This window comes from Microbacterium sp. NPDC087589 (assembly GCF_044743635.1).
GTDB lineage: Bacteria > Actinomycetota > Actinomycetes > Actinomycetales > Microbacteriaceae > Microbacterium.
The window spans coordinates 118,400-142,514 of sequence record NZ_JBIUWV010000007.1; the positions used below are offsets into that span (position 1 = coordinate 118,400).

Genomic DNA, 24,115 nt, shown 5'->3' on the forward strand with positions numbered 1-24,115 from the left:
GTCGCGGTCGCCGTGCTTTCGCGCGGGTGCCTTCGCAGGATATGACGACGGAGCAGGGCGGAGTGTGAGGCCTCACGTTCTCGGATGCTGATTCGTCATCTTGTGCAGGAGGCGTGGACGTGCGCCCCGGAGGCAGAGAGGGAGTCGAATGAGGATCGCGGTCGCCGGAGGAACAGGGGTGGTCGGTCGGCACGTCGTCGAGGCGGCGCGCGACGCGGGGCACGACGTGGTGGTGCTGTCACGGTCGGCCGGCGCCGATGTGATCACGGGTGGGGGGCTCGACGCGGCGTTGCACGGGGCGGACGCCGTGATCGACGTCACGAACACGACCACGCTGTCGGCTGCGAAGGCTGTGAAGTTCTTCGAGACGGCGACCCGCAATCTGCTGGCCGCAGAGGACCGCGCGGGCGTCGGGCATCACGTCGCGCTGTCGATAGTGGGGATCGATGACATCGACGCCTCGTACTATGCGGGCAAGTTGGCGCAGGAACGAGCCGTGGCTGCGGGGTCGGTGCCGTTCACGATCGCTCGGGCGGCGCAGTTCCACGAGTTCGCGGGACAGGTGCTTTCGGGGATGTCCGGCCCTGTGGCGGTCGTGCCGAAGCTGCTCATGCGGCCCGTGGCGGCGCGCGAGGTCGGCGCGCATCTGGTGCGGGTCGCCGAGGCTGGGGCGGTGGGGCGCGCTTCCGACCTGGTGGGGCCGCGGGATGAGGTGCTGGTCGATCTCGCCCGGCGGCAACTGGCGTTCGACGGTGTGCAGCGGCGGGTGCTGGGGGTGCGGCTGCCTGGGGCCTACTGGCGCGGGTTGGCCTCGGGATCGCTGCGCGGAGGTGCGGATGCTGTGCAGGGTGAGGTCACGTTCGACGAGTGGCTGGGCAGCGAGGATCACGTGCGCGGGGAGTAGGCCTCGCCTCGGATCGAATGTCGGCATATCGACCGAGATTCGAACATATCTTCTAAACTTAAGGCATGTCTAGTCCCCGTCTGATGTCGTTGTTTGAGGCTATCGAGCGCCTCGACGATGTCTGGGCGGATGCGGAGAAGGGCACCGATCTGTCCCGGGACGAACTGCTCGAGGCGCACCGTGCGGTGAGCCAGGCGCAGCGATGCCTCGACGGGCTCCACGCCGAGCTTGCGGCGACGATCGCGCACGAGTCGCGATCGGAACTCGGCCCAGACGGGTTCGCAAAGAAGCACGGATACCGGAGTGCTGCGGTGATGATCGCCGCGAATACGGGCGGCTCGACGGGCGACGCCAAGCGACTCATCGCGGTCGGCCAGGCAGCGGCCCCGCGTACGAACCTGTTGGGTGAGGTCCTGCCCGCGCGGTATCCGGCGCTGGCGTCGGCGCTCGCCGCAGGAGAGATATCCATCGCGGCCGCCGCGCTCATCGTCAGCCTGCTCGAGCGCATTCGGATCAAAGTGGGGTCGGCTCGGGTCGAAGAGGCCGAGCGTCTGCTCGTGGCGCGCGCGGCGGGGATGTCCCTCGCCGACGTCGGCAAGCTGGTGGCCCGTGCCGAAGCCTGGCTCGACCCAGACGGCGTCGCACCCAAAGAGCGAGAGGCCCGCGACCGGCGTTCCCTGACGATGTTCGAGCGCGACGGCTCGCTTCACCTCGTGCTGCAGACCGACATCGCCTCGGGGGCACCGATCAAGGCTGCGATCCAGGCCTACGTGGCGGCTTCATTTCAGTCGCGGATCACGGCGACCGACCCCGATGCGCCGGATGCCGATCGTCGCTCCGTCGCGATGATCCAGGCCGATGCGCTGTCCGCCATCTGCGAGCATGCGATCGCCTGCGACAACGGCGGGATGCCTGCATCGGGTGCGACCGTCGTGGTGCGCGTGAGCCTCGATCAGCTCACCTCTGGCGAGGGCAGCGCGACGATCGACGGCAGTGACCAGCCCGTGAGTGTCAGCACGTGCCGCCGGATGGCCGCGGGTGGCGGGATCATCCCGGCGGTTCTCGGATCAGCGGGGGAGATCCTCGACTGGGGGCGCGAGAGGCGACTCTTCACCCGCGCGCAGCGGCTGGCTCTTGTCGAGAGAGACGGAGGATGCGCGATGTGCGGTCTTCCGCCGCAGATGACCAAGGCGCACCACATCAGGTGGTGGGCGCGAGACAGCGGACCCACCGACCTGAACAACGGAGTGCTGTTGTGTGAGTCGTGTCATCACCGAATCCATGACAACGGCTGGGACATCCGCATAGAGGGCATCGGGGCCGCGGCACGGGTATGGCTGATCCCGCCTCGAAGCATCGATCTTGCGAGGACTCCGCGCCTCGGGGGCCGGGCCCGTTATGACATCGCCGCCTGACGACGATTCTGCGGGGTGCGGTTCAGACGTGCACGGCGGCGGGGGATTCCTCGCCCTCGTGGAAGTTCGGCTTCTTGCCGATCAGACGCCCGATTCCCAGGATGATCCCGACGATGATCAGCCCCGCGATCAGGCCCGCGATGGCCGAGAAGAGGGTGTCGCCGATCCAGACGATGACGCCACCGGCCGGCTCGAGCACGTGCTCGATGCCGTGCAGGATGTCGGCACCGAAGTGCACGCCCACCTCGCCGAGGTTCACGAGCAGCAGGTGGCCACCGACCCACAGCATCGCGACCGTGCCGAGGATGCTGATGAAGCGGAAGACCGCGGGCATCGAGCGCACGATGCGCATTCCCGTGTGGCGGACGCGTGCGACCGGGTTCTTCGCCATCTTCAGACCGATGTCATCGATCTTCACGAGCAGGGCGACCGCGCCGTAGACGACGCCGGTCATCAGCAGGGCGATCACCGCGAGGATCGCGAGAGTGGTCCAGATGTCGAGACCGGCCTCGAGGTTCGCGAGCGAGATCAGCATGATCTCGGTCGACAGGATCAGGTCGGTGCGCACCGCGCCCCACACGAGCTTGTTCTCGTTGCGGTCGCTCTCGTCGGCGTGACCGTGCTGCACGCCGAACCACTCGAGCACCTTCTCGGCGCCCTCGAAGCACAGGTACGCGCCGCCGAGGATCAGCAGATACGGCAGCACCCACGGCGCGAAGGCGGTGAGCAGCAGCGCGATCGGGATGATGATCACGAACTTGTTGGCGAGAGATCCGAGAGCGATCTTCGCGACCACCGGCAGCTCGCGGGCGGGCGTGATGCCCTGCACGTACTGCGGGGTCACCGCGGCATCGTCGATCACGACGCCGGCAGCCTTGGCCGAGGCCTTCATAGCGGCGCTGAGGATGTCATCGACGACGGCGAGCAGTCCAACCGACATGTTCGTCTCCCTGGGGTGTGTGTGGCTGAGCAACTCTATCGACTCCTTTCAAACTCACAGCCCGCTCACAGTCCTACGGGACCAAAACCGGCACGCTCCTGGTTCTCCTCTATGACGCTGCAGCCAGCCGCGTCAGACAAGGAGTCAGATCATGTCGAACGAGTACAGCAAGAACCCCGCGGCGGTCAGCGACCTCACGCACCTGCAGTACGAGGTGACGCAGGAGGACGCCACCGAGCCGCCCTTCCGCAACGCGTACTGGAACAACCACGACGACGGCATCTACGTCGACGTCGTCTCGGGCCAGCCGCTCTTCGCGTCGACCGACAAGTTCGACAGCGGCACCGGATGGCCGAGCTTCACCAAGCCCATCGAGGTCGATGCCGTGACCACGCGCACCGACCGCAAGCTCTGGATGACGCGCACCGAGGCGCGGTCCACCGGCGCCGACAGCCACCTCGGGCACGTCTTCGACGACGGACCCCGCGATGCAGGAGGGCTCCGGTACTGCATGAACTCCGCGGCCCTGCGCTTCATCCCGGCTGACAGCCTGGAAGATGAGGGGTACGGTCGCTACCGTCACCTCTTCCCCACCACCCCCACCTCTGAGGAGCAGTCATGACCGACACCGGAACAATCACCCGCACCCCCGGAGCCGAGACCGCCGTGCTCGCCGGCGGCTGCTTCTGGGGCATGGAAGACCTGATCCGCCGCCAGCCCGGCGTGCTCGACACCCGTGTCGGCTACACCGGCGGCCAGAACGACCACGCGACGTACCGCAACCACCCCGGTCACGCCGAGGCGGTCGAGATCGTCTTCGACCCCACCAAGACGACCTACCGCGACATCCTCGCGTTCTTCTTCCAGATCCATGACCCCTCGACGAAGGACCGTCAGGGCAACGACATCGGCTCGAGCTACCGCTCGGCGATCTTCCCGCTCAGCCCCGAGCAGGAGGCCGTCGCGCGCGACACCATCGCCGATGTCGATGCCTCGGGTCTGTGGCCGGGCAAGGCCGTGACCACGATCGAGCCCGCGGGTCCGTTCTGGCAGGCAGAGGAAGAGCACCAGGACTACCTGATCAAGTACCCCAACGGCTACACCTGCCACTTCCCGCGTGCGGGATGGGTGCTGCCGAAGCGCGAGCAGAGCGCGACGGTCTGACGAAGGTCAGCTCGCCTTCAAGAAAGCCAGCGCCGCTTCCTTGAAGGCGCGGGATCCCGGAGCGTTGAAGTGATTGCGGTCCGGGATCTCGAAGAACTGCCCCTGAGGCGCAGCGGCAGCGAGTGCGCGTGAGCCCTCGATGATCGCGTCCTTCGACCCCGTCGCGAACAGGATCGGGCTGGCGGGCGCGTTCGACGGATCCGGGTCGATCGTCCGTGACGACCGCATCCCCTCGGCCAGAGCCACGAGTGCGCCGAGGTCGTTGCCTGGAACCCGCTCGGTCAGCGTGATGTAGTTCTGCGTCGTCGCATCCGACACGGGGGTGCCGTCGGTCAGGTACGCGCGCACCTGATCGAGATCGAGCCTCGCGAGTGGGATGCCGTCGGGCACCCCGCCGAGCACGGCACGCCCGATGCGATGCGGAAGATCACGAACGACCTCCCAGCCGACCCGCGCACCGAGCGAGTATCCGACGTAGAGAGCTTCGTCGACGAGGTATGCATCCATGACCGTCTCGACGTCGGTCGCCAGGGTGCGGATGCCGTAGGCGTCGGCCTGATGCGGCTTCTGACTGTGTCCGTGGCCTCGCTGGTCGAGTGCGAGCACGCGGTATCCGGCCTTGGTGAGCTCACGCACCCAGCCCGTGAGCACCCAGGTGTCGCGGGCGCTCGACGCGAAGCCGTGCACGATCACCACCACCGGAGCATCGATCTCGCCCCACGTGTACGTCGCGAGGCGAGTGCCGTCAGCCGCATACACCTGTTGGGGTTCGGGCATGTTGGTCAGGTCGGAGAGAGGAACAGCCACGGCATCCATTGTCCTCCTGCCGTCGCACACAGACCGGGGGCCGACACGCCAGATGTCGAGCGGATCCGCCGAAGCGGTCCGTCGTCTGGTGTGTCGGCCCCCGGAATGGTGGCAGCCGCGACTCAGAAGCGAGCGCGCAGAGCCTCGCCCAGCGATGCGTCGACGTTCGTCCAGTACTGGAAGAAGCGCTCGCGGATCGCATCGATCGTGATGCCCTGTCCCTGACCGGTCAGGGTCTCGAGGAAGCGCGCGCGCTGCTCGTCATCGAAGACCGTGCGGTACAGCGTGCCCGCCTGACCGAAGTCGTCGTCGTCGAGGTGCAGGGTCGCGGCGGCGCGCATCAGCTCGCCATCCGACTCCCAGCTCGCCTCGACACCGGCGGCCGGATCGGCGGTCGGGCCGCCGGCAGCACCGTACGAGTTCGGCGTGTAGACGCGGTGCTCGGCCGGGTTGAACTTGTACTGCATCTGGCCCTCGTGCATGTAGTTGCGCACCTCAGCCGCGTGCGGCTGGTTGACCGGAAGCTGGTTGTAGTTCGCGCCGATGCGATACCGCTGCGCGTCGGAGTATGCGAACACGCGGGCCATGAGCATCTTGTCGGGCGAGATGCCGGTGCCGGGCACCTGGTTGCCGGGCGAGAACGCGGCCTGCTCGATCTCGGCGAAGAAGTTCTGCGGGTTGCGGTCGAGCGTGAACGTGCCGACCTTGATGCGCGGGTAGTCCTTCTTCGACCAGGTCTTCGTCAGGTCGAATGGGTTGAAGCGGTAGGTCTTGCCCTCGTCGTAGGGCATGACCTGCACGTAGACATCCCACGAGGGGGCGTCGCCGTTCGCGATCGCGTCGAACAGGTCGCGACGGTAGTAGTCGGCATCCGATCCTGCGAGCTTCTCGGCCTCTTCGGCGCTCATCGCCTCGACGCCCTGCTTCGACAGGAAGTGGTACTGCACCCAGAAGCGTTCGCCGGCGGCGTTGACCCACTGGTAGGTGTGCGAGCCGTAGCCGTTCATGTGGCGCCAGCTGCGAGGCAGGCCACGGTCGCCCATCAGATACGTGACCTGGTGGGAGGTCTCGGGCGAGAGGGTCCAGAAGTCCCACTGCATGTCGGCGTCACGCAGGCCCGAGTCGCCGAGGCGCTTCTGCGAGTGGATGAAGTCGGGGAACTTCATCGCGTCGCGGATGAAGAAGGTCGGGGTGTTGTTGCCGACGATGTCGAGGTTGCCCTCGGGTGTGTAGAAACGCAGTGCGAATCCGCGCACGTCACGCCAGGTGTCGGGCGAGCCCTGCTCGCCGGCGACCGACGAGAAGCGCAGCAGCGTCTCGCTCTGAGCGCCGGGCTGGAAGGCCGCCGCGCGCGTGTAGGCCGACACGTCTTCGGTCACGGTGAAGGTTCCGAAGGCTCCACCGCCCTTGGCGTGCGGGTTGCGCTCCGGCACGCGCTCGCGGTTGAACGACGCGAGCTTCTCGACGAGGTAACGGTCGTGCAGGACCGTGGGGCCGTCTGCTCCGACGGTGAGCGAGTGGGCGTCGCTCGCGACGGGTGTGCCCGTCTGGGTGGTGGTCGATGGGTCGGTCATGTTCTTCTCCTTCTGCGCGCAGGAACGACGATGGCCCCGGGTGCCCGGGATCGGACGTCGGATGCTATTGCGCGGCGTTCTGGCAACTGGGGCACAGGCCCCAGAAGGTCACTTCGGCTGTCTGGACGGTGAATCCCCCCGCCGAAGACGGGGTGAGGCACGGCGCTTCGCCGACGACGCAGTCCACATCGCCGATGGCACCGCACTGGGTGCACACGATGTGGTGATGGTTGTCGTCGATGCGCCGTTCGTAGAGCGCCGCGGAACCTGCCGGTTCGATCCGACGGATCAGACCCGCCGTCGTCAGGTCCGCGAGGATGTTGTGCACCGACTGGATCGACGTCGTCGGAAGCACGTCGGAGACGGCACGGAAGACCCGCTCCGCATCCGTGTGGGCCATGGATTCCAAGGCCTCGAGAACGGCGACGCGGCCCGCGGTCGCACGCAGCCCGGCACCGCGAAGTGCCGAGTCGAGTGGTGTCTCCATGCCTCGACTCTACCGTTTCTTTGAGTAATTCAAAAGAACGGCGTGTCGGCCGCCGGTTGCATCCTGCATGCGCACCCGTAGCGTGAAGTGATGTCTACGAGACGCGCGGCGACGGTGCGCCTAGGGCTCTGGGGCGTAGTCAGCGAACCCGCCGACGACGCGGAATCTCGACCCGAGCTCTGTCTGGATCGCCTCGACAAGAGCGTTCCCTTCCGTTATCCACTGGCGCCCGATCTCGGGGTCGGGCCAGTGGATCGTCTTCTGAGGGTTGAGCGTGAACTGCCACTCGTCATTCCACGAGCGGATACGTGCCTGTAGGTCCCTCGATAAAGAGGGTGAGAATATACCCACCACCCGTTGCGAGCTTCCCCACTCCGGCATGATGACGACCACTACGCGGACCTCGCCGGGATCAGGTGTCACGACTCCGACGGCTCGAGCGGCAGTTCGAGGCCGTAGTTCCAGGTCAGGATCGCCGGCTGCTCGCGGTAGAAACTCAGCACCGACACCGATCCGGCGTCCAGCGTGATCTGAGCCCCGAAGCGAGGAGCGAGGCGTAGATAGACGGCGGTGAGGATGCGGAGGAAGTGCCCGTGCGCGACCAGCGCCACGTCGCCCTCGGTCAGGGCCGGTAGGACCCGGGTGAGCACGCGGGATGCGCGGGCCGCGACCTCTTCGACGGTCTCTCCCGGAGTCGCGCCGCGGATCACCCCGTGGGTGAATGCGCTCCAGTCGTAGCCGAGCTCCTCGCGGATGTCCTTCGTCGTGCGGCCCTCGTATCCGCCGTAGTCCCACTCGACGAGCAGCGGATCGATCTCGGCGTTCAGGCCGGCGAGCTCTGCCGTGCGCCGGGCACGTTCGAGCGGCGAGGACAGCACGAGCGAGAAGTCGTAGTCGGCGACCAGCTGTCCGGCGCCGCGCGCGAGATCCTCGCCCCGTGCCGTCAGCGGGATGTCCGTCAATCCCGTGTGCAGGCCGGCTCTCGACCACTCGGTCTCGCCATGGCGCAGCAGCACGAGCTTCCCCTGCGGGTTGTCGGGCGCGGGACGGTCGGGCAGCTGGTCGTACACGGGGATCGCAGGCACACCGCAACCGTAGCCCGACGTCGAGGCCCCCGGTCGCTGCGTGATCGGCCGGGATCGACCTCAGACGAAGGTGACGGTCTGCTGCAGTCGCGTGCGCACGTCGAACAGCTCGTTGCCGCCGATGGCACGCGCGCCGGGGACTCCCTGTCGCAGGACCATCGAGAGCGCGCTGCGACGTACGACCACGACGGGCACGCCGCGGCTGCTGCCGAGCGGGGTGACGGCCTGCGCCAGATCGTCGTCGGGGAGCACCATGATGAGTCCGCCGAACTTCACGCGGGCGGCCTTCGCGACGGTGCGCATGCGGGAGAGCGCCGAGGTGACGGGTGCGCGGGTGCCGAGGCTCGGGCCGGTGATCTCGCCCCGTCGGAAGCCGACGACTCCGCCGAAGTCCTCCGACATGATGCCGTACAGGCCGGACGGGCTGAGCACCACATGGTCGAGCTTGTCGTCGGCATCCGATCCTGTGGCGACATCGTGCCAGACCGTGAACCCCATGCCGAGGGCGCTCACGGTGCGGGCGGTCTCCTCTTCGGCGAGGGCATCCGCGAGCAGACGCCGCAGGTCGCGCGGGGCCGAGCGCACGAGCGCGGGGTCATAGGGGTCGGGGACCTCGACTCCGCGGCCGGCCCACTCGCGGATCAGCGAAAGGTAGCGCTCACGGCGCCACCCGCCGGGGTGGCCGTACGACCGTGCCCGGGGGCGCGTGTCGGCGCGGGCGGCCGACTGCGGTCGCCAGCCGTTCCACTCCGGTTCTGCGGGGATGCCGGGGTGCGCACCGGAGCGGCGGTCATAGGCCGCGCGGCCCTCGGGGGTGCCGATCAGCTCCCACGCCCGCTGCACCTGGATGAATACGGCGGCGTCACCACCCGTGTCCGGGTGGGTCTGGCGCAGGCGACGACGGTAGGCGCGCCGCAGCTCGTCGTCGTCGACGGCCGGGTCCACATCGAGGATCTCGTAGGCAGAAGCCGAGAGCGGGCTGTCGAACATCGCTCTCCTTCCGAGATCGCGGCATCCAGAATATCCGGATGCTGTTGTGGATCAGCCGGGCACGTCGGCCGCGGTCAGGCTGACACGTCCACAACGCGCTCCGCACCGATCACCGGCACCACAGAACCGGCGGATGCCGCCGCGATGTCATCGGCGAGTCGGTCGAGCTCCTGCGCGGGCGCCCACACCTCGAATGTCGCGAGGCCCCCGTACCGCGGATCGCCGAGCGTCGCTCCGTGATGGAGCACCCACTCCCGCAGGAGGTTGTCGTACCGCCCGGCATCCGCGTGCGCGACGTCGATCGTCACCTGCGTGAGGGACTGCCGATGCACGAGGGATGCGAGATCCAGGGTCTCCGAGACGGCTGAGGAGTAGGCGCGCACGAGCCCACCGGCACCGAGCTTCACGCCGCCGAAGTAGCGGGTCACGACGGCGACGACGTCGGTCAACTCGCGCCGCCGCAGCACCTCGAGCATCGGCACCCCGGCGGTGCCGGACGGCTCGCCGTCATCCGACGAGCGTGCCTGATCACCGAGCAGACCGGTGATCATCGCGGTGCAGTTGTGCCGCGCGTCCCACCACTGCTTGCGGATCCGTGCGATCACGGCATCCGCCTCCTCGACGGAGGCGACCGGCTCGACGCGCGCGATGAAGCGCGACTTCTTGATGACGAGTTCGTGCTCCACGGGTGCGGCGATCGTGGCCGGGTAGCTGCGGGACGAGATCATCGGCCTCAGACTACCCAGCGCACGCGCGCACTCGACGATCGACATCTGCTGCGCGTTGTAGGGGATGGCAGTAAACCGAATCGATTCGATATCCTGGTTCGACCCCCGATCATCCCCCAGTTCTGCGAGCCGCTCCTCTCATGGCCACCTCTCTCACCACGGGCCGCCCGTGGCGTGTCATCCTCTCGTTCTCGATCCCCCTTCTGCTCGGCAACGTCGTGCAGCAGATGTACCAGTTCGCCGATGCCGTCGTCGTCGGCCGGCACCTCGGCGTCGAGTCTCTCGCCGCCGTCGGCGCGACAGGCAGCCTGCTGTTCCTGCTGATCGGCTTCGCCTGGGGCCTGACGAGCGGTTTCGCGATCCCCATCGCGCAGGCCTTCGGCGCGGGTGACGGCGCGGCGGTGCGCCGCTCCGTCGCGACGGGTGTGATCCTGACCGGCATCACGAGCGTGGTGCTCACGATCGTCGCGCCGCTGATCGCGGCACCGACGCTCGCCCTGCTGCAGACGCCGCCGGAGCTCATGGCCGAGGCGACGGTCTTCACGCAGATCAGTTTCATCGGCGCCAGCGCGACGATGTTCTTCAACTACCTCTCGGCGATCATCCGCGCGATCGGCGATTCGCGCACGCCCCTGATCTTCCTCACGGTGTCGTGTGCGCTCAACGTCGGCCTCGTGATCCTCATGGTCGGTCCGCTCGCCTGGGGCGTGGGCGGCGCGGCCCTCGCGACCGTGGTCGCCCAGGCCGTGTCGGTCGCGCTGTGCCTCGAGTTCGTGCGCCGCCGGCTGCCGATGCTGCACCTGCGTCGGGCAGACTGGCGCGTCACCCGTGACGACGTCAGGGAGCACCTGCGCCTCGGCCTGCCCATGGGCTTCCAGGCGTCGATCATCGCGATCGGCACGCTCGTCGTGCAGGTGGCGCTGAACACACTCGGCTCGGATGCCGTCGCCGCCTACACGACGGCGTCCCGCGTCGACGGTCTCGCCGTGGCGTTCCTCTCGTCGCTGGGTCTCGCCTCGTCGATGTACACGGCGCAGAACCTGGGCGGGCGTCGCCCCGACCGCATCCGCCGGGGTGTTGTCGAGGGCACCTGGATGGCGATCGCCGCCGGCATCGCGCTCGGAGCCGTCATCATCGCGTTCGGCGCACCCCTGGTGCGGCTGTTCGTCGGCGAGGGTGCTGCAGCGGATGAGGTCGTCGACCTCGCGCATCTCATGCTGATCATCAACGGATGCGGATACTGGGCGCTCGGCGTGCTGTTCGTGCTCCGCGGGGCACTGCAGGGCCTCGGCCACACTCTCGTGCCCACCGTCACGGGGGTGATCGAGCTGGTGATGCGCGTGGGCGCCGCCATCGTGCTCGGCGCGATGATCGGCTTCGAGGGCGTCGCACTCAGCAACCCTCTCGCCTGGCTCGGCGCGATCGTGCTGCTGGTGCCGGCCTATGTGCGCGCTCACCGGTCGCTGGCCCGCATGCCCGTCGACCCGATCGAGGCCACCGAGACGTCGGCGATGGCGATCATCGGGCCGACGGACGGGTCGATGGTCGTCGATGCGGTCGTCACTCAGCCGGTGCGAGTGGTCAAGACCTCGCGGTTCTCGCGGTTGACGCGCCGCTGAACAGCGCGTCACGGTTGCAGAACATCATCCTTGAGATGGATGTCCAGCATGCCGACACTTCGTAGTGTTGGTAGTGCGGAGATTCCGCAGACCGGGGGGTCGTGATGACATCGTCAAGGGTGGCAAGCGAACTGGCATCGATTCTGGTGCCGATCGGAGTGGCGGGTGCTGTGCTCGCAGCGCTGTGTGCGCTCATCGCGGGAATCGCGATCATGCGCGGAGCGGCGGGTCTCGCCGGCGGAGCGGTGGGTCTGTGGATTCCGAGCGCGATGCTCAGCTCCACGGCATCGTTCGCGAATCAGTGGACTCCGCTGCTGATCTCCGGCGCGGCGCTCGTCGCGATGCTGGTGATCGGAGCCGTGGGTCGCGGCATCGTGAGCACCGGTGAGCCGGCACGCGAAGCCGCCCGCGCAGCGCGCGTCCAGGCACTCATCGACGCGCCGGATCCGGTGGCCGTGCCGCGCGGCTCGACGGCGACGCCGAGCACGGGCAGTCAGCCCGCACTGGCAGGTTGAGAGCCCGTCAGCGGTAGTCGCGATCGCGATGCTGGGCGGCCTCGTCGCCTGAGGTCACCCGCTCGGCCTCTCTGGCTCGCAGCTCGACGCGGCGGATCTTGCCCGAGATCGTCTTGGGCAGCTCGGGAACGAACTCGATGATCCGCACCCACAGATGCGACGACAGCCGGTCGTGCGCGTAGGCGAAGATCGACCGGGCGGAGTCGGCTTCGGTGCCGACCGCGTCGGGGCGCAGGCACACATAGGCCTTCGGAACCGCGAGCCGGGTCGGGTCGGGGCTCGGGATCACCGCCGCCTCGATCACGAGGTCGTGCTCCAGCAGCACCGACTCGAGCTCGAACGGTGAGATCTTGTAGTCGGAGGCTTTGAACACGTCGTCTGCCCGGCCGATGTAGGTCAGATACCCGTCGGCATCCCGCTGAGCGATGTCACCGGTGTGGTGGTAGCCGCCGACGCGAGACTCGGCGGTCTTCTCGGGATCGTCATAGTACCCGGCCATCAGCCCGACTGGGGGGTGGGCCAGGTCGAGCGCGATCTCGCCCTCGTGCTCGGCGATCTCTCCGGTGGCGGGGTCGAGCAGCACGACCGGGTACCCGGGCAGCGGGCGCCCCATGGATCCGACCTTGACGATCTGACCGGGGGAGTTGCCCACACAGGCCGTCATCTCGGTCTGGCCGAAGCCGTCGCGGATCGTGCCGCCCCACGCCTCGCGGACCCGGTCGATGACCTCGGGGTTCAGCGGCTCGCCGGCCCCCACGAGCTCGCGCGGAGGGTGGGTCAGCCGCGCGAGGTCGGCCTGGATCAGCATCCGCCACACTGTCGGCGGCGCGCAGAACGTCGAGACGTGGTGTGTGTCCATGACCTGCATCAGGGTGTTCGCGTCGAACCGGTCGTAGTTGTAGACGAAGACCGTCGCCTCGGCGAGGAACGGCGAGTAGAAGCTCGACCACGCATGCTTCGCCCACCCGGGTGACGAGATGTTCAGGTGCACGTCATCGGGTCGCACGCCCAGCCACCACATGGTCGACAGGTGGCCGATGGGGTACGAGACGTGCGTGTGCTGCACGAGCTTGGGGCGGTTGGTCGTGCCGCTCGTGAAGTAGAGCAGGGCCGTGTCCTCGGCGGGGGTGGCTGCCTCCGGCTCGAAGATCGTCGGCGCGGCGGATGAGTCGTCGAAGCGCGTCCACTCGGGCGGGATGCCCTCGCCCACGCCGATGCGCCGCACGTCGGCGTCGATGTGGGCGATGCGCTCGGCGAGGCTGCCGAGCGTGACGATCGCGCGGGCCCGGCCGTGCTCGACGCGGTAGGCGAGATCGGATGCCGAGAGCAGGGTCGACGTCGGGATCGACACCGCGCCGATCTTGGTGATGGCGAGCATCACCTCCCACAGCTCGATGGTGTTGCCGAGCATCACGATGACGTGGTCGCCTCGTCGGATGCCGAGGCCGGTCAGCCAGGCCGCGACCTGGTCCGAGCGGGCCGACAGCTCTCCGTAGCTCCACGACTCGAGACTGAGATCGGCCGACACGATCTGCACGGCAGGGCGGTCGGGCGTCTCGCTCGCGATCACGTCGAACCACTCGAGCGCGAAGTTGAACTCGGTGGGCGATGGCCAGACGAACCCTTCGCGCGTCGCCGCGTAGTCCGTCGCGTTCGCGAAGAGGAAATCGCGCATCTCTCTGATCGCGGTCGTGGCTGCGGTGGCGCTTCGGCTCATTCGGGGCTCCCTTGCTCGACGGACCAGTCCATCCTCGCCCACGATCCGCTCAGCGCGCGAGCAGACCGGCGCCGTCGCGGAGTTCGAACACCAGCTGCGTCTCGGTGCCGCGGACGACGGGGTGAATCGTGATGTGCTCGAGCACGATGTCGCGCAGAGCCGTGGCATCCTGCACGGCGACGTGCACGAGGAAGTCGTCGACGCCCGCGACGTGGAACACCTGCAGCACCCGGGGGATGCTCGCGAGTGCGTCGAAGAGCGCCGTGACCTTGGGGCCCGTGTGGTTCGCGAGGCGCACTTTGATGATCGCCTGCAGGGGCAGGCCGAGAGCCGCGCCGTCGACCCGGATGCGGGTGTCGCGGATGATCCCGCGCTCACGCAGTGCGCGCACGCGATGGGCGCACGTGGACTCCGCAAGGCCGAGCCCGTGCGCGAGCGCCTTGTTCGTGACCTCGGCGTCGCGGGTGAGCACGGCGAGGATCTCGAGATCGACCTCGTCGAGTTGTGCTTTCGCCAATGCCCGCACCCCCTTGTGGTCGTCTCCTTGCTCAGAATATCGAGAACGGCACAGAACGCGACGGATGCTGTCGAAGTTCTGCACATCTACCGTGATTCGGGCAACGTGGCAGGCATGACTGCACCGTTGCATCCAGACACCGTCGCCGTGCACAGCGGCCGATCCGATCTCGAGGGGCTCGGGGTCCACGCGCTGCCGATCGACCTGTCGACGACCAACCCGCTGCCCGACATCGAGCGCGGTGGCGACTCGTACGAGGCGATGGCGAGGGGTGGGCGTCCGCCCGCCGACGGCAGCATGGTCTACGCGCGACTCTGGAATCCCACCGTGGCGAGGTTCGAAGACGCCCTCGCCGAGCTCGAGCACGCCGAGGCGGCCGTCGCCTTCGCATCGGGCATGGCGGCGATGACCGCGGTGATCCTCGCGCACGGCCCCGCGGTGGGGAAGAACCACGTCGTGGCGGTGCGCCCCCTCTACGGCGGCACAGATCACCTGCTCGGCTCGGGCCTGCTGGGTGTCGAGACGACGTACTGCCATCCGTCGGAGGTCGCCGCGTCGATCCGCCCGGACACAGGTCTCGTCGTGCTCGAGACCCCCGCGAACCCGACGCTCGACCTCGCCGACATCGCCGCAGTGGTGGCGCAGGCCGGAGGCGTGCCGGTCGTCGTCGACAACACCTTCGCGACACCCGTGCTGCAGAACCCCCTCGACCACGGCGCGGCGATGTCGCTGCACAGCGCCACGAAGTACCTCGGCGGGCACGGCGACGTGATCGCGGGCGTGGTGGCCTGCAGCGAGTCGACCGCCGAGGCTCTCCGCCGGGTGCGCGCAGTGACGGGAGGTCTGCTGCACCCCCTCGGCGCCTACCTGCTGCACCGCGGACTCACGACCCTTCCGGTGCGCATCCGGGCACAGCAGGAGAGCGCTCGCCGCATCGTGCAGTGGCTGATCGACCGGCCGGAGGTCGCCGAGGTGTTCTACCCCGGACTCGACGACGACCCGGAGGGCATCATCCAGCGCCAGATGCGCGGCACCGGGGCCATGGTCGCGATGCGGATGCAGGGCGGGTATGCCGCGGCATCCGCTGTCACCTCGTCGACGGTGCTGTTCACGCACGCCGTGTCGCTGGGTGGCGTCGATTCGCTGATCCAGCATCCGGCCGCACTCACGCACCGGCCCGTGCCTGCAGAGGCGCGCCCCGACGCGGATGTGCTGCGACTGTCGATCGGCCTCGAGAACGTCGACGACCTGATCGCCGACCTCGCGCAGGCGTTCGCCGCACTGTCGCGGGCAGGCACGCCCGTCGCCTCGATGCCCGCGGAGCCGCTGGCCAGATCCTAGGGCAGACGGATCGTGCCGGTGGCGATGCGCTCGGTCGGCATCCGATCGCGGTTGTAGGTGATCTCGTCGTATCCGTGCGGGGTGGGCGAGCCGTCTTCATCGAGGCTCACGAACACGATCTTCTCGATCGTGAGGATGCGTTTGCGGGTGATCATGTTGCGGGCGACCGCGCGCATCGTGAGCGACGTGGTGCCGAAGTGCGTGGCCTGCAGGCCGATCTCGATCAGGTCGCCCTGCACGGCCGAGGCCTCGAAGTTGATCTCCGAGATGTGCTTGGTCACGGCGCGGTAGTTGCCGAGCTGCACGATCGCGTAGATCGCGGCCTCCTCGTCGATCCACTTCAGCAGGCTGCCTCCGAACAGTGATCCGTTCGCGTTGAGGTCCTCCGGCTTCACCCATTTGCGGGTGCGGAAGTTGATGCCGTCTTCGGACCACTGCCACTCGGGTGTCTTGTTCTTCGCCATGCTTCGAGGGTAAGAGCGTCGTGAGTCGGGGGTGTTACGTGTGCACATCCGTGCAGGTCGCCCGGCCGGTCTGCCTCAGGCGGATCTGCCTCGAGCGGATCTGCCTCGAGCGGATACCGCCCCGCGCACATCCTCGGCGACGGATGCTGGGGCCATGAGCGAAGACAACCCCATCCCGCAATTCGGTCCCGAGGCCAGAAGGGCGCTGTTCCACGAGCGCGTCCTCGTGCTCGACGGTGCCCTCGACGACGACAACGGCACGCTGCTCATGACGCAGCTGCTCACTCTCTCGGCCGAGGATCCGACGACCGACATCGCCCTGTGGATCCATTCGCCCGGCGGCTCGGTGCCGTCGATGCTCGCGATCCGCGACCTCATGACGATGGTGCCGAACGACGTGTCGACGCTCGCGCTGGGCCTCGCCTGCAGTGCCGGGCAGTTCCTGCTGTCTGCCGGAACGAAGGGCAAGCGCAGGGCGCTGCCGCACGCACGCATCCTCATGCATCAGGGGTCGGCCGGAATCGGCGGCTCGGCGGGCGAGCTCGAGACCCAGGCCGACGACCTGCGGCATATGCGCGACACGGTGCTCGGGTTGATCGCCGCCGACACCGGGCAGCCCGTGGATCGCATCTTCGACGACTCGCTGCACGACCGCTGGTACACCGCGGGGCAGGCGAAGGACTACGGCTTCATCGACGAGATCGTCGACTCGCTCGCCGACCTCATGCCGCGTCGACGGGCCCGAGTCGGACTGGGGGCGAGCGCATGAGCGGCTACACGATCCCGAACGTCATCGCGCAGCATCCTCGGGGCGAACGCGTGATGGACGTCTATTCGCATCTGCTCGCCGAGCGGGTCATCTATCTCGGCACAGGCATCGACGCCGGGGTGGCCAACGCGCTCATCGCGCAGTTGCTGCATCTCGACGCCGACAGTCAGGACGCGGGCGTGCAGTTCTACATCAACAGTGAAGGCGGCGACCCAGGGGCGGCGCTCGCGATCTACGACACGATGCAGCACATCCGCCCGTCGATCGCGACGACCTGCGTGGGGCAGGCGATCGGACCAGCCGCACTGCTGGTCGCTGCTGGGACGCCGGGGCAGCGAGCAGCGTTGGCGCACGCCCGCATCGTGCTGCATCAGCCAGCCGGGCAGTCGCGCGGCGCGATCCCCGACCTGATCCTCGCGGCCGACGAGGTCGTGCGCGTGCGGTCAGACATGGAGGAGATTCTCGCCAGGCACAGCGGGCGCTCGCTGAGCGAGCTGCGCGCCGACACCGATCGGGACCGCGTCTTCACGGCATCCGCCGCGGTGGACTACGGGTTGATCGACACCGTCCTGGGGGAGCGTGCGGTCTGAGCCCGGGCCGTCTGTTCCGGGCCGTCTGAGCCCGGGCCGTCTGCAGGATCGAAGCACGGATGCGGGATGATTCGGCCGTTCTGGTCCTGCATCCGTGCCGTGGTCCTGCAGTCGGTTGGGAGGACGAGGACGCACGCCGTCAGGCGGCGAGGGCGAAGGCCCCGCGGGTGACAGACACCGCAGCGGATGCCGGAGCAGTCGTCACCTGACGCAGCTCGTCGGCCACGGCGCTCGTCAGCTCGATCAGCGAGGTGTCGAGGGCTCCTGCGATGGCGGCGATCATCTCGCTCGACGGTTCTTTGAGACCTCGTTCGACCTCAGAGAGGTACTGGGGCGAGACTCCGGCGTTCCCGGCGGTCTCGGTCAACGTCTCGTCGCGGTCGTGCCGTCGGCGACGCAGTTGATCGCCGACCATCTGGCGCCACAGGGGCTCCGGGTCAGCCGGGCGGGGGCGAGCCGGTCGATCGGGGCGAGGTGCGCGGGGGAACGGGACGAGGTCGGCCATGCCTCACGATAAACCGCGGTCAGCGCACGATTCGAGCGGTTCTGCTCAGAGCAGAAAGCTCGTGTGCAACGTCGCTGGATGTCAGTACGAGTGCCGCTAGAGCGCTGCGGCGACGCCGGGGAGAAGTTTGGCGGCGATCGTGCCGAGCTGTTCCCGTTCGTCGGCGGTCAGGGGATCGAGGATCAATTCGCGGATCTGCGCCACATGAACGGGGGCCGCTGCGCGGAGCAGCTCGCGACCGGCATCCGTCAGCGCCGCGGTCAGCGTGCGCTTGTCGGTGCTGCATGAGGTGCGAGTCACCCAGCCGTGCTCCTCGAGCGAGTCGATCGCGTGACTGAGGCGTGAGCGGCTGAGTCCGGCGATCTGCGCGAGCTCGGTCATCGGGACAGCGCGGTCATCCTGGCCCGCCAACGTCACGAGGATCGCGTAGTGCGAGTGCTTGAGCCCTGTGTGCGCCTTGAGGGTGCGGTCGAGCACCTGCGGCAGCAGCTGCACGAAGCGGATGGTCGGCAGCCACGTCTGCATCTCGTCGTCGTCGAGCCGCCGATCGCTCATGACTGTCGTTTCGCTCACGCTGCGGAAAGATCGAGCGTGTGCGAGGTGTGGTCGCGCTTGGCCTCGAGATAGCGGTGGTTCGCGTCCGAGAGGTGCACGCCGGTGCGCACCTGCTCGGTGACGCGGATGCCGAGGGCCTCGAGCTGCGCCGCCTTGTCGGGGTTGTTGCTCAGCAGGCGGATGCTGTCGACACCGACCGCCCGCAGCATCTGCGCGGCCATCGTGTAGTCGCGCTCGTCCTCACCGCGACCGAGTGCCACGTTCGCCTCGTACGTGTCCAGGCCGGCGTCCTGCAGCGCGTACGCGTCGAGCTTGGCGTAGAGGCCGATGCCCCGACCTTCCTGGCGCAGGTAGAGCAGGAACCCGCCGTCCTCCGCGATGCGCTCGACGGCCTCGCGCAGCTGCGGGCCGCAGTCGCAGCGCTCGGAGCCGAAGACATCGCCGGTCAGGCATTCGCTGTGCGGGCGCACGAGGGGTGCGTCGCCGCCGTCGGCCGCACGCTCCATGGCCGCCCTCCAGTCGCCGAGCCCGAGCAGCAGGTGCTCTCGGCCGTCGATCAGACCGTCGAACGTGACGACATCGGCCGCGGTGGCAAACCCGTCGGCGAATCGCATCGGCACCCGCACCCGCGTGCGCTCGGAGGCGACCGGAACGACGGTTGAAGTTTCAATCATGTGAGGTGAAACGCCGGATGCCGGAGTCTATTCCCGTGAAAGGAATTCACTCAGAACCTCCCGAGCGCGCGCGTCGATCGGCGTCTCGATAGCCTCGCCTCATGAGCAATTTCGTGAGCGCCGCCGAACTGAACGAGCTGCTGAAGTCCGAGACACCCGTCCGGGTGATCGACGTGCGGTGGCGACTCGATCGGCCGGACGGCCGTGCCGACTACCTCTCAGCGCACATCCCCGGGTCGGTCTTCGTGCCGCTCGCGACCGAGCTCGCCACCCATGGAGAGCCGTCTGAGGGTCGTCATCCGCTGCCCTCCACCCGGACCCTTCAGGAGGCCGCGCGCCGATGGGGCGTCAACCAGGGCGATGTCGTGGTCGCCTACGACGATGCGAAGGGAGTCAGCGCATCACGAGCCTGGTGGCTGCTGCGCCAGGGCGGAGTCGATGTGCGCGTGCTCGACGGCGGCATCCGCGCCTGGACGGACGCCGGCTTCCCGGTCGCAGGCGACGACGTGCAGGCGGAGCCGGGCGATGTCGTCCTCGACGAGATCGGCGGCGACGCGATCTCGATCGACGAGGCCGCCTCGTTCGCCGACACCGGTGTGCTGCTCGACGTGCGCGCGTCCGATCGCTATCGCGGAGAGCACGAGCCTCTCGATCCCGTCGCCGGGCACATCCCCGGAGCGCTCAACGTTCCGATGGCCGCTCATCTCGATGCCGAGGGCCGGATCCTCGACACGCACACCCTTCAGGCGACCTTCGCAGCCGTCGGCGTCACCGAGGGCACACCTGTCGCGGCCTATTGCGGCTCGGGCATCACGGCGGCGCACACCGCTCTTGTGCTCGACGAGATCGGCATCGAGGCGAAGGTCTTCCCCGGCTCGTGGAGCCAGTGGTCGAACACGCCAGGCCGCCCGGTCGCCGTCGGCGATCAGCCGGGCTGAGTGGTCAGGGCCGAGCGGTCAGGCGCCTGGGGGGCGGGCGACTGAGGTCAGCGCCCGTCCGAGTAGCTCCAGGCGATGCCGAGCAGCCCCGGGCCGAACGCGCGTCGCACCTGATGCACGGACGTACGTCCTTCGAGCGACAGCGGTGCCGTCTTCGCGCCATCCGGGGTCTCGAGGCGCTCTTCGATGCGATCGGGCAGTGCGTCGGGATGGAACCGGGTCCACACCAGGAGCTCCCTCGTCTGCCGGGCGACGGCGTGCCCCGTCTCGCGCTGCGGCGGATAGTCGGGCGGGTAGGCGACCGACCATTCGACCATCGCGGTGCTCGGCGCGGTCAGCGGCACCTCCAGCTCGAACAGCACTCCGTGCACCTCGCCGTTGGGGTGCGAGTATCGCGCGGCGATGTGGCCTCCGGACACCGCCTCGATCATGGGTGCGGGGGTGCTGATGCCCGGCGTCATCTCCAGGAACGGGATCGACGCGACCGTGCCGACGGTCGACTGCACGATGCTGCGCGTGATCGAGTACGACACGTTGCCGGCGGCATCCACATCCGTCACGGAGTGCGTCGTGAGTTCACGCGAGGTGTCGGGGTACTCGGCGCCGAGTGCGGCGAACGCCTCTTTGACGGCCTCTTCGAGTTCCTGCTCGTCGAGGGGGAACAGGTTGGGTCCGAGGGGTCCGGTGCGGTTCGTCGTGCCGAGCAGATCGGTGAGCGTGCCGGGTTCGAGGTGCAGAAGGTGCTCGATCTCCGCGAGCGCGGCCATCGACTGCGCACCTTCGGGGCGGCGCGCGCCGGAGCGCCAGTAGCTGAGCGTCGCCATCGACACGCTGTTCCCCCGGGCGCGCAGCTGCTGGTGCAGCCGGGCGAGAGTCAATCCACGTGCATTGATCGCATCACGGAAGGACGCCGCGAATACATCGGCATATCGGCGGATGCCACTTTCCATACTCATCACAGCACCCCCTCCGGTATGTGAAGAATCGAGTTCTAGAGTGAGCTTACGACCACACTGGCATCGCGTAGGGGACGAGGTGCTATTTCTGGGGTCTATCGGCTGAGCAGTCGTGAGCAGGGTGCCCGACCTCGCGACCACTCGGCTCGACGCAGTGTCGCCCCCGTCGCTGCGTTCTGTCGCGGGGCCTGATGATCGATCTGGGGAGATCCATCGGGCCCCGCGAACACCTCTCCGGTGTCGGCGCCCACTCAGCGCCCCCGCGTAGACTGGGGGCAACACCCCCGGAGGACTTTCGATCTTCATGTCTGCCCCTGCCCGCGCGTTCACCGTGCGTCACGTTCAGCTGCTGCGCGCGCTCTTCGCCGCCGCCGCAGCCGTGATGATCACCTTCTCGCCCGATCACTCGGCGGCCGTCGGTCTCTCCGTCTTCAGCGGGTTCGTGCTCACGACCGGACTCGTGATGATCGTCGCCACCTGGCTCGTCTATCCCGCCGGCCGGCGCTGGCCCTCCGTCGTCTTCGCCCTGCTGAGCTTCGCCGCTGGCATGACCGCGGGTGTGCCCGCCTGGCGAACCGAAGACCTCTTCTTCGTCGTCGTGATCGCCTGGTCGGTCACGACCGGCATCCTCGAGCTCGTCGTCGGTCTGCGCGCACGCAGGGCCCGGGAGGCGAACGCACGCGACTCGATCACCCTTGGCGCATTCGGACTGCTGCTCGCCGTGCTGCTGATCGCGATCCCCGCCGGATTCGTGCAGCCCTACGCGATCGACGGAGCGGGAGCGTTCGAGCTGACCGGCATCATTCTCGGCGTCGGCATGTTCGGCGGATACGCGGCGGTCGTCGCCGTCTTCCTCGGCATCGCCGGCCTCACCCCGAAGCGAGCGGATGCGGTCGCCGAGGGTCGCGTGGACGAGAACGACCCCGCCCCTGCCGGGCACGGAGGAGAGCGATGAGCGACGACAAGCCCACCCGGCGTGACATCCTGCGCCCTCTGCATCTGCTGGGCATCGCCCTCGGCTGCGGCATCTTCGCCGCCGTGGTGACGCTCGTATCGACGGGCGCGTTCACCGCCCGCGTCAACAACGCGATCGCCAGCGGCACCTACGACGGTCTCACTCCGATCGCGCTCGGTCTCGTGGTGGGCGGCGGCGCGTTCATCGTCACGCTGCTGTTCCTCGCGATGCTGATCCTCGTGGTCGACCCCGCCGACGTCACCAAGACGGTCGACCGCCCCGTGCTCTTCGACCCCGAGACGTCAGACGAGACCGACTCCGACAAGCCGGGGCACACGTCCTCCTCCTGACATGATCCCGGGTTTCTGCGATCCGACCGGAATAGCCCAGGGCATCGACGGCTTGTCCCTGTAGTGACTGCCTCGATCGACCGCTCCTCCATCGGACTCAGGTCGGAACGAGGCCCCGTGCTCGGGGCGCTCATGCTCGCCACCGGCCTGATCGCGATCGATGCGACGATCCTCGCGACCGCGGTGCCGAGCATCGTGCGCGACCTGGGCAGCTATCAGCAGTTCCCCTGGCTCTTCTCGGTGTATCTGCTCGCACAGGCGGTCAGCGTGCCGATCTACTCGCGCTTCGCGGACACCGTCGGGCGCAAGCCGATCATCCTGCTCGGAATCGCACTCTTCCTGCTCGGTTCCGTGCTCTCGGGGTTCGCCTGGAGCATGACGGCACTGATCGTCTTCCGCATCATCCAGGGTCTCGGCGCCGGTGCCGTCGCCCCCATGTCGATGACGATCGTGGGCGACATCTACACGGTCGCCGAGCGTGCCAAGGTGCAGGGGTACATCGCATCCGTCTGGGCGATCTCGTCGGTCGTCGGCCCTGCTCTCGGCGGCATCTTCGCCCAGCTCGACGCGTGGCGGTGGATCTTCTGGGTCAACATCCCGCTGTGTCTGATCGCGGGATGGATGCTGCTGCGGCGGTATCACGAAGAGAAGCAGACGCAACAGCATCGCATCGACTATGCAGGGGCCGCGCTCCTGACCGTCGGACTCACCGGTCTGATCCTGGGCATGCTCGAGGGCGGCAATGCCTGGGCCTGGCTCTCGATTCCCAGCGCCGTCTGCTTCGGGCTGGGTGCGGCCGCGCTCGTGGCTTTCGGCCTCGTCGAGCGTCGCGCCGCCGAGCCGATCGTCGACCTGCGCCTGGCCGCGAGGCCGCTGATCCTCACGACCACGATCGTCTCGCTGGGCATCGGCGCGCTGATGACCGGAGTGACGAGCTTCGCGCCCGCCTATCTCGAGGGGTCCATCGGCATCGCGCCGCTGCTGTCGGGGCTGGCGGTCGCGGCGCTCACCCTCGGCTGGCCGCTCGCCGCCGCGAATGCGGGTCGGCTGTACATGCGGATCGGGTTCCGGCGCACCGCGCTCACGGGCATGTCGATCACGGCTGTCGCGGCCGTCGCCCTCGCGCTGGTCTCTCCCTGGCCCCACCCGTTCTCGATCGCGGCCGTCGCATTCGTCCTCGGATTCGGCCTGGGGTGGAGCGCCGCCCCGACGCTGATCGCTGCTCAGGCCTCGGTCGGGTGGGGGGAGCGCGGTGCCGTCACCGGCATGAACGCCTTCGCCCGGTCGGCCGGCAGCGCGCTGGGAGTCGCCGTGTTCGGCGCGATCTCGAACTCGGTGATCGCGCAGGGCGGGGGTCCTGATGATCCGACCACCATCATCTCCGCATCCGTCTGGGTGTTCATCGCCGCGGCCGTGGTCGCCGTACTGACCCTGATCGCTGCGGCGTTCATGCCGCGCGACCCCGCCGGCGCGCACTCCGGAGAGCCGCGCCCGTAGCGTTTCCGCGGTTGCGCTAGCGGTTTCCTGCTTGATTCGGTGCGGGGTCAATAACGCAT

The 24,115-nt window shown here is 68.2% G+C and carries 27 protein-coding genes; 13 read left to right on the forward strand and 14 right to left on the reverse strand.

The window, feature by feature from the left end; genetic code table 11:
• Nucleotides 1–148: 148 nt before the first annotated feature.
• Nucleotides 149–904, forward strand: a complete 756-nt coding sequence (locus tag ACIOU8_RS14870) for an SDR family oxidoreductase (RefSeq protein WP_400791021.1) — start codon at nucleotides 149–151, stop codon at nucleotides 902–904.
• A gap of 65 nt (nucleotides 905–969) precedes the next feature.
• Entirely contained in the window at nucleotides 970–2,319 is a 1,350-nt protein-coding gene (locus tag ACIOU8_RS14875; RefSeq protein ID WP_400791024.1) for a DUF222 domain-containing protein, read from the forward strand.
• A gap of 22 nt (nucleotides 2,320–2,341) precedes the next feature.
• Here ACIOU8_RS14875 and ACIOU8_RS14880 read toward each other — a convergent pair whose 3' ends face one another.
• Complete coding sequence (locus ACIOU8_RS14880; RefSeq protein ID WP_400791027.1) at nucleotides 2,342–3,259, reverse strand: DUF808 domain-containing protein; 918 nt, start codon at nucleotides 3,257–3,259, stop codon at nucleotides 2,342–2,344.
• A gap of 151 nt (nucleotides 3,260–3,410) precedes the next feature.
• Here ACIOU8_RS14880 and msrB point away from each other — a divergent pair, with 151 nt between their 5' ends.
• Together msrB and msrA are read left to right on the forward strand one after the other, a co-directional pair.
• Nucleotides 3,411–3,881, forward strand: coding sequence for a peptide-methionine (R)-S-oxide reductase MsrB (msrB, locus tag ACIOU8_RS14885; protein WP_400791030.1), 471 nt, complete (start codon nucleotides 3,411–3,413; stop codon nucleotides 3,879–3,881).
• Complete coding sequence (gene msrA / locus ACIOU8_RS14890) at nucleotides 3,878–4,423, forward strand: peptide-methionine (S)-S-oxide reductase MsrA (protein ID WP_400791032.1); 546 nt, start codon at nucleotides 3,878–3,880, stop codon at nucleotides 4,421–4,423. The genes msrB and msrA overlap by 4 nt, the downstream gene beginning before the upstream one ends.
• A gap of 6 nt (nucleotides 4,424–4,429) precedes the next feature.
• Here msrA and ACIOU8_RS14895 read toward each other — a convergent pair whose 3' ends face one another.
• The 6 genes from ACIOU8_RS14895 to ACIOU8_RS14920 all read right to left on the reverse strand — a co-directional run bounded on the left by ACIOU8_RS14895 (nucleotide 4,430) and on the right by ACIOU8_RS14920 (nucleotide 10,094).
• The gene (locus ACIOU8_RS14895) at nucleotides 4,430–5,239 is read right to left on the reverse strand and encodes an alpha/beta fold hydrolase (RefSeq protein WP_400791034.1); all 810 of its coding nucleotides are present in this window, start codon (nucleotides 5,237–5,239) and stop codon (nucleotides 4,430–4,432) included.
• A gap of 113 nt (nucleotides 5,240–5,352) precedes the next feature.
• Nucleotides 5,353–6,804 (reverse strand): catalase, encoded by a 1,452-nt coding sequence (locus ACIOU8_RS14900; protein WP_400791037.1) that lies wholly within the window; start codon nucleotides 6,802–6,804, stop codon nucleotides 5,353–5,355.
• A gap of 64 nt (nucleotides 6,805–6,868) precedes the next feature.
• Complete coding sequence (locus tag ACIOU8_RS14905) at nucleotides 6,869–7,291, reverse strand: Fur family transcriptional regulator (protein WP_400791039.1); 423 nt, start codon at nucleotides 7,289–7,291, stop codon at nucleotides 6,869–6,871.
• Between the two features lie 419 nt (nucleotides 7,292–7,710).
• Nucleotides 7,711–8,367 carry a histidine phosphatase family protein gene (locus tag ACIOU8_RS14910; protein WP_400791332.1) on the reverse strand — a complete coding sequence of 219 codons (657 nt, stop codon included), beginning with the start codon at nucleotides 8,365–8,367 and terminating at the stop codon, nucleotides 7,711–7,713.
• Nucleotides 8,368–8,436: 69 nt separating this feature from the next.
• Nucleotides 8,437–9,366 (reverse strand): DnaJ domain-containing protein, encoded by a 930-nt coding sequence (locus tag ACIOU8_RS14915; protein ID WP_400791042.1) that lies wholly within the window; start codon nucleotides 9,364–9,366, stop codon nucleotides 8,437–8,439.
• A gap of 74 nt (nucleotides 9,367–9,440) precedes the next feature.
• On the reverse strand, nucleotides 9,441–10,094 hold the full coding sequence (locus tag ACIOU8_RS14920) for an IMPACT family protein (protein ID WP_400791045.1): 654 nt from the start codon (nucleotides 10,092–10,094) through the stop codon (nucleotides 9,441–9,443).
• 140 nt (nucleotides 10,095–10,234) lie between these two features.
• On the opposite strand from ACIOU8_RS14920, the gene ACIOU8_RS14925 reads away from it, so the two are divergent.
• Nucleotides 10,235–11,713, forward strand: a complete 1,479-nt coding sequence (locus ACIOU8_RS14925; protein WP_400791047.1) for an MATE family efflux transporter — start codon at nucleotides 10,235–10,237, stop codon at nucleotides 11,711–11,713.
• A gap of 119 nt (nucleotides 11,714–11,832) precedes the next feature.
• Nucleotides 11,833–12,228, forward strand: a complete 396-nt coding sequence (locus ACIOU8_RS14930) for a hypothetical protein (RefSeq protein WP_400791050.1) — start codon at nucleotides 11,833–11,835, stop codon at nucleotides 12,226–12,228.
• Between the two features lie 7 nt (nucleotides 12,229–12,235).
• Here the strand turns inward: ACIOU8_RS14930 and ACIOU8_RS14935 are convergent, their stop codons facing one another.
• Both ACIOU8_RS14935 and ACIOU8_RS14940 read right to left on the reverse strand, forming a co-directional pair.
• Nucleotides 12,236–13,945 (reverse strand): AMP-binding protein, encoded by a 1,710-nt coding sequence (locus tag ACIOU8_RS14935; protein WP_400791053.1) that lies wholly within the window; start codon nucleotides 13,943–13,945, stop codon nucleotides 12,236–12,238.
• 49 nt (nucleotides 13,946–13,994) lie between these two features.
• Nucleotides 13,995–14,462 carry an Lrp/AsnC family transcriptional regulator gene (locus ACIOU8_RS14940; protein WP_400791056.1) on the reverse strand — a complete coding sequence of 156 codons (468 nt, stop codon included), beginning with the start codon at nucleotides 14,460–14,462 and terminating at the stop codon, nucleotides 13,995–13,997.
• Nucleotides 14,463–14,576: 114 nt separating this feature from the next.
• On the opposite strand from ACIOU8_RS14940, the gene ACIOU8_RS14945 reads away from it, so the two are divergent.
• Nucleotides 14,577–15,803 (forward strand): trans-sulfuration enzyme family protein, encoded by a 1,227-nt coding sequence (locus ACIOU8_RS14945; protein WP_400791059.1) that lies wholly within the window; start codon nucleotides 14,577–14,579, stop codon nucleotides 15,801–15,803.
• Here the strand turns inward: ACIOU8_RS14945 and ACIOU8_RS14950 are convergent.
• A complete protein-coding gene (locus tag ACIOU8_RS14950; protein ID WP_400791062.1) occupies nucleotides 15,800–16,267 on the reverse strand; it encodes an acyl-CoA thioesterase in 468 nt (155 codons plus the stop codon). The genes ACIOU8_RS14945 and ACIOU8_RS14950 overlap by 4 nt on opposite strands.
• A 154-nt stretch (nucleotides 16,268–16,421) precedes the next feature.
• Between ACIOU8_RS14950 and ACIOU8_RS14955 the strand changes: the two genes are divergently transcribed.
• Both ACIOU8_RS14955 and ACIOU8_RS14960 read left to right on the forward strand, forming a co-directional pair.
• A complete protein-coding gene (locus ACIOU8_RS14955) occupies nucleotides 16,422–17,036 on the forward strand; it encodes a ClpP family protease (RefSeq protein WP_400791065.1) in 615 nt (204 codons plus the stop codon).
• Nucleotides 17,033–17,626 carry a ClpP family protease gene (locus ACIOU8_RS14960; protein ID WP_400791068.1) on the forward strand — a complete coding sequence of 198 codons (594 nt, stop codon included), beginning with the start codon at nucleotides 17,033–17,035 and terminating at the stop codon, nucleotides 17,624–17,626. The genes ACIOU8_RS14955 and ACIOU8_RS14960 overlap by 4 nt, the downstream gene beginning before the upstream one ends.
• Nucleotides 17,627–17,765: 139 nt before the next feature.
• Here ACIOU8_RS14960 and ACIOU8_RS14965 read toward each other — a convergent pair whose 3' ends face one another.
• The 3 genes from ACIOU8_RS14965 to ribA form a co-directional block, all read right to left on the reverse strand.
• Entirely contained in the window at nucleotides 17,766–18,131 is a 366-nt protein-coding gene (locus ACIOU8_RS14965; RefSeq protein ID WP_400791070.1) for a helix-turn-helix domain-containing protein, read from the reverse strand.
• A gap of 96 nt (nucleotides 18,132–18,227) precedes the next feature.
• On the reverse strand, nucleotides 18,228–18,686 hold the full coding sequence (locus tag ACIOU8_RS14970; RefSeq protein WP_400791073.1) for a MarR family winged helix-turn-helix transcriptional regulator: 459 nt from the start codon (nucleotides 18,684–18,686) through the stop codon (nucleotides 18,228–18,230).
• Between the two features lie 14 nt (nucleotides 18,687–18,700).
• Nucleotides 18,701–19,360: a GTP cyclohydrolase II gene (gene ribA / locus ACIOU8_RS14975; RefSeq protein WP_400791077.1), complete on the reverse strand. Its 660-nt coding sequence runs from the start codon at nucleotides 19,358–19,360 to the stop codon at nucleotides 18,701–18,703.
• A gap of 101 nt (nucleotides 19,361–19,461) precedes the next feature.
• Between ribA and ACIOU8_RS14980 the strand changes: the two genes are divergently transcribed.
• On the forward strand, nucleotides 19,462–20,298 hold the full coding sequence (locus tag ACIOU8_RS14980; RefSeq protein WP_400791080.1) for a sulfurtransferase: 837 nt from the start codon (nucleotides 19,462–19,464) through the stop codon (nucleotides 20,296–20,298).
• A 47-nt stretch (nucleotides 20,299–20,345) separates the two neighbouring features.
• Here ACIOU8_RS14980 and ACIOU8_RS14985 read toward each other — a convergent pair whose 3' ends face one another.
• Complete coding sequence (locus tag ACIOU8_RS14985) at nucleotides 20,346–21,254, reverse strand: hypothetical protein (RefSeq protein WP_400791083.1); 909 nt, start codon at nucleotides 21,252–21,254, stop codon at nucleotides 20,346–20,348.
• Nucleotides 21,255–21,558: 304 nt separating this feature from the next.
• On the opposite strand from ACIOU8_RS14985, the gene ACIOU8_RS14990 reads away from it, so the two are divergent.
• The 3 genes from ACIOU8_RS14990 to ACIOU8_RS15000 all read left to right on the forward strand — a co-directional run bounded on the left by ACIOU8_RS14990 (nucleotide 21,559) and on the right by ACIOU8_RS15000 (nucleotide 24,056).
• Nucleotides 21,559–22,209, forward strand: a complete 651-nt coding sequence (locus ACIOU8_RS14990; protein WP_400791085.1) for an acyl-CoA synthetase — start codon at nucleotides 21,559–21,561, stop codon at nucleotides 22,207–22,209.
• Entirely contained in the window at nucleotides 22,206–22,559 is a 354-nt protein-coding gene (locus tag ACIOU8_RS14995; RefSeq protein ID WP_400791088.1) for a hypothetical protein, read from the forward strand. The genes ACIOU8_RS14990 and ACIOU8_RS14995 overlap by 4 nt, the downstream gene beginning before the upstream one ends.
• 63 nt (nucleotides 22,560–22,622) lie before the next feature.
• On the forward strand, nucleotides 22,623–24,056 hold the full coding sequence (locus ACIOU8_RS15000; protein ID WP_400791090.1) for an MFS transporter: 1,434 nt from the start codon (nucleotides 22,623–22,625) through the stop codon (nucleotides 24,054–24,056).
• Nucleotides 24,057–24,115 lie beyond the last annotated feature (59 nt).

Bases quoted from the DNA above. Each gene is read 5' to 3' on its own strand.
- ACIOU8_RS14950 (WP_400791062.1), bottom strand. From the start codon at position 16,267: ATGGCGAAGAACAAGACACCCGAGTGGCAGTGGTCCGAAGACGGCATC.
- ACIOU8_RS14935 (WP_400791053.1), bottom strand. From the start codon at position 13,945: ATGAGCCGAAGCGCCACCGCAGCCACGACCGCGATCAGAGAGATGCGC.
- msrA (WP_400791032.1), top strand. From the start codon at position 3,878: ATGACCGACACCGGAACAATCACCCGCACCCCCGGAGCCGAGACCGCC.
- ACIOU8_RS14980 (WP_400791080.1), top strand. From the start codon at position 19,462: ATGAGCAATTTCGTGAGCGCCGCCGAACTGAACGAGCTGCTGAAGTCC.
- ACIOU8_RS14990 (WP_400791085.1), top strand. From the start codon at position 21,559: ATGTCTGCCCCTGCCCGCGCGTTCACCGTGCGTCACGTTCAGCTGCTG.
- ACIOU8_RS14905 (WP_400791039.1), bottom strand. From the start codon at position 7,291: ATGGAGACACCACTCGACTCGGCACTTCGCGGTGCCGGGCTGCGTGCG.
- ACIOU8_RS14925 (WP_400791047.1), top strand. From the start codon at position 10,235: ATGGCCACCTCTCTCACCACGGGCCGCCCGTGGCGTGTCATCCTCTCG.
- ACIOU8_RS14995 (WP_400791088.1), top strand. From the start codon at position 22,206: ATGAGCGACGACAAGCCCACCCGGCGTGACATCCTGCGCCCTCTGCAT.
- ACIOU8_RS14945 (WP_400791059.1), top strand. From the start codon at position 14,577: ATGACTGCACCGTTGCATCCAGACACCGTCGCCGTGCACAGCGGCCGA.
- ACIOU8_RS14985 (WP_400791083.1), bottom strand. From the start codon at position 21,254: ATGAGTATGGAAAGTGGCATCCGCCGATATGCCGATGTATTCGCGGCG.
- ACIOU8_RS14880 (WP_400791027.1), bottom strand. From the start codon at position 3,259: ATGTCGGTTGGACTGCTCGCCGTCGTCGATGACATCCTCAGCGCCGCT.
- ACIOU8_RS14895 (WP_400791034.1), bottom strand. From the start codon at position 5,239: ATGGATGCCGTGGCTGTTCCTCTCTCCGACCTGACCAACATGCCCGAA.
- ACIOU8_RS14915 (WP_400791042.1), bottom strand. From the start codon at position 9,366: ATGTTCGACAGCCCGCTCTCGGCTTCTGCCTACGAGATCCTCGATGTG.
- msrB (WP_400791030.1), top strand. From the start codon at position 3,411: ATGTCGAACGAGTACAGCAAGAACCCCGCGGCGGTCAGCGACCTCACG.
- ACIOU8_RS14870 (WP_400791021.1), top strand. From the start codon at position 149: ATGAGGATCGCGGTCGCCGGAGGAACAGGGGTGGTCGGTCGGCACGTC.
- ACIOU8_RS14960 (WP_400791068.1), top strand. From the start codon at position 17,033: ATGAGCGGCTACACGATCCCGAACGTCATCGCGCAGCATCCTCGGGGC.
- ACIOU8_RS14900 (WP_400791037.1), bottom strand. From the start codon at position 6,804: ATGACCGACCCATCGACCACCACCCAGACGGGCACACCCGTCGCGAGC.
- ACIOU8_RS14955 (WP_400791065.1), top strand. From the start codon at position 16,422: ATGAGCGAAGACAACCCCATCCCGCAATTCGGTCCCGAGGCCAGAAGG.
- ACIOU8_RS14875 (WP_400791024.1), top strand. From the start codon at position 970: ATGTCTAGTCCCCGTCTGATGTCGTTGTTTGAGGCTATCGAGCGCCTC.
- ribA (WP_400791077.1), bottom strand. From the start codon at position 19,360: ATGATTGAAACTTCAACCGTCGTTCCGGTCGCCTCCGAGCGCACGCGG.
- ACIOU8_RS14920 (WP_400791045.1), bottom strand. From the start codon at position 10,094: ATGATCTCGTCCCGCAGCTACCCGGCCACGATCGCCGCACCCGTGGAG.
- ACIOU8_RS14965 (WP_400791070.1), bottom strand. From the start codon at position 18,131: ATGGCCGACCTCGTCCCGTTCCCCCGCGCACCTCGCCCCGATCGACCG.
- ACIOU8_RS14970 (WP_400791073.1), bottom strand. From the start codon at position 18,686: ATGAGCGATCGGCGGCTCGACGACGACGAGATGCAGACGTGGCTGCCG.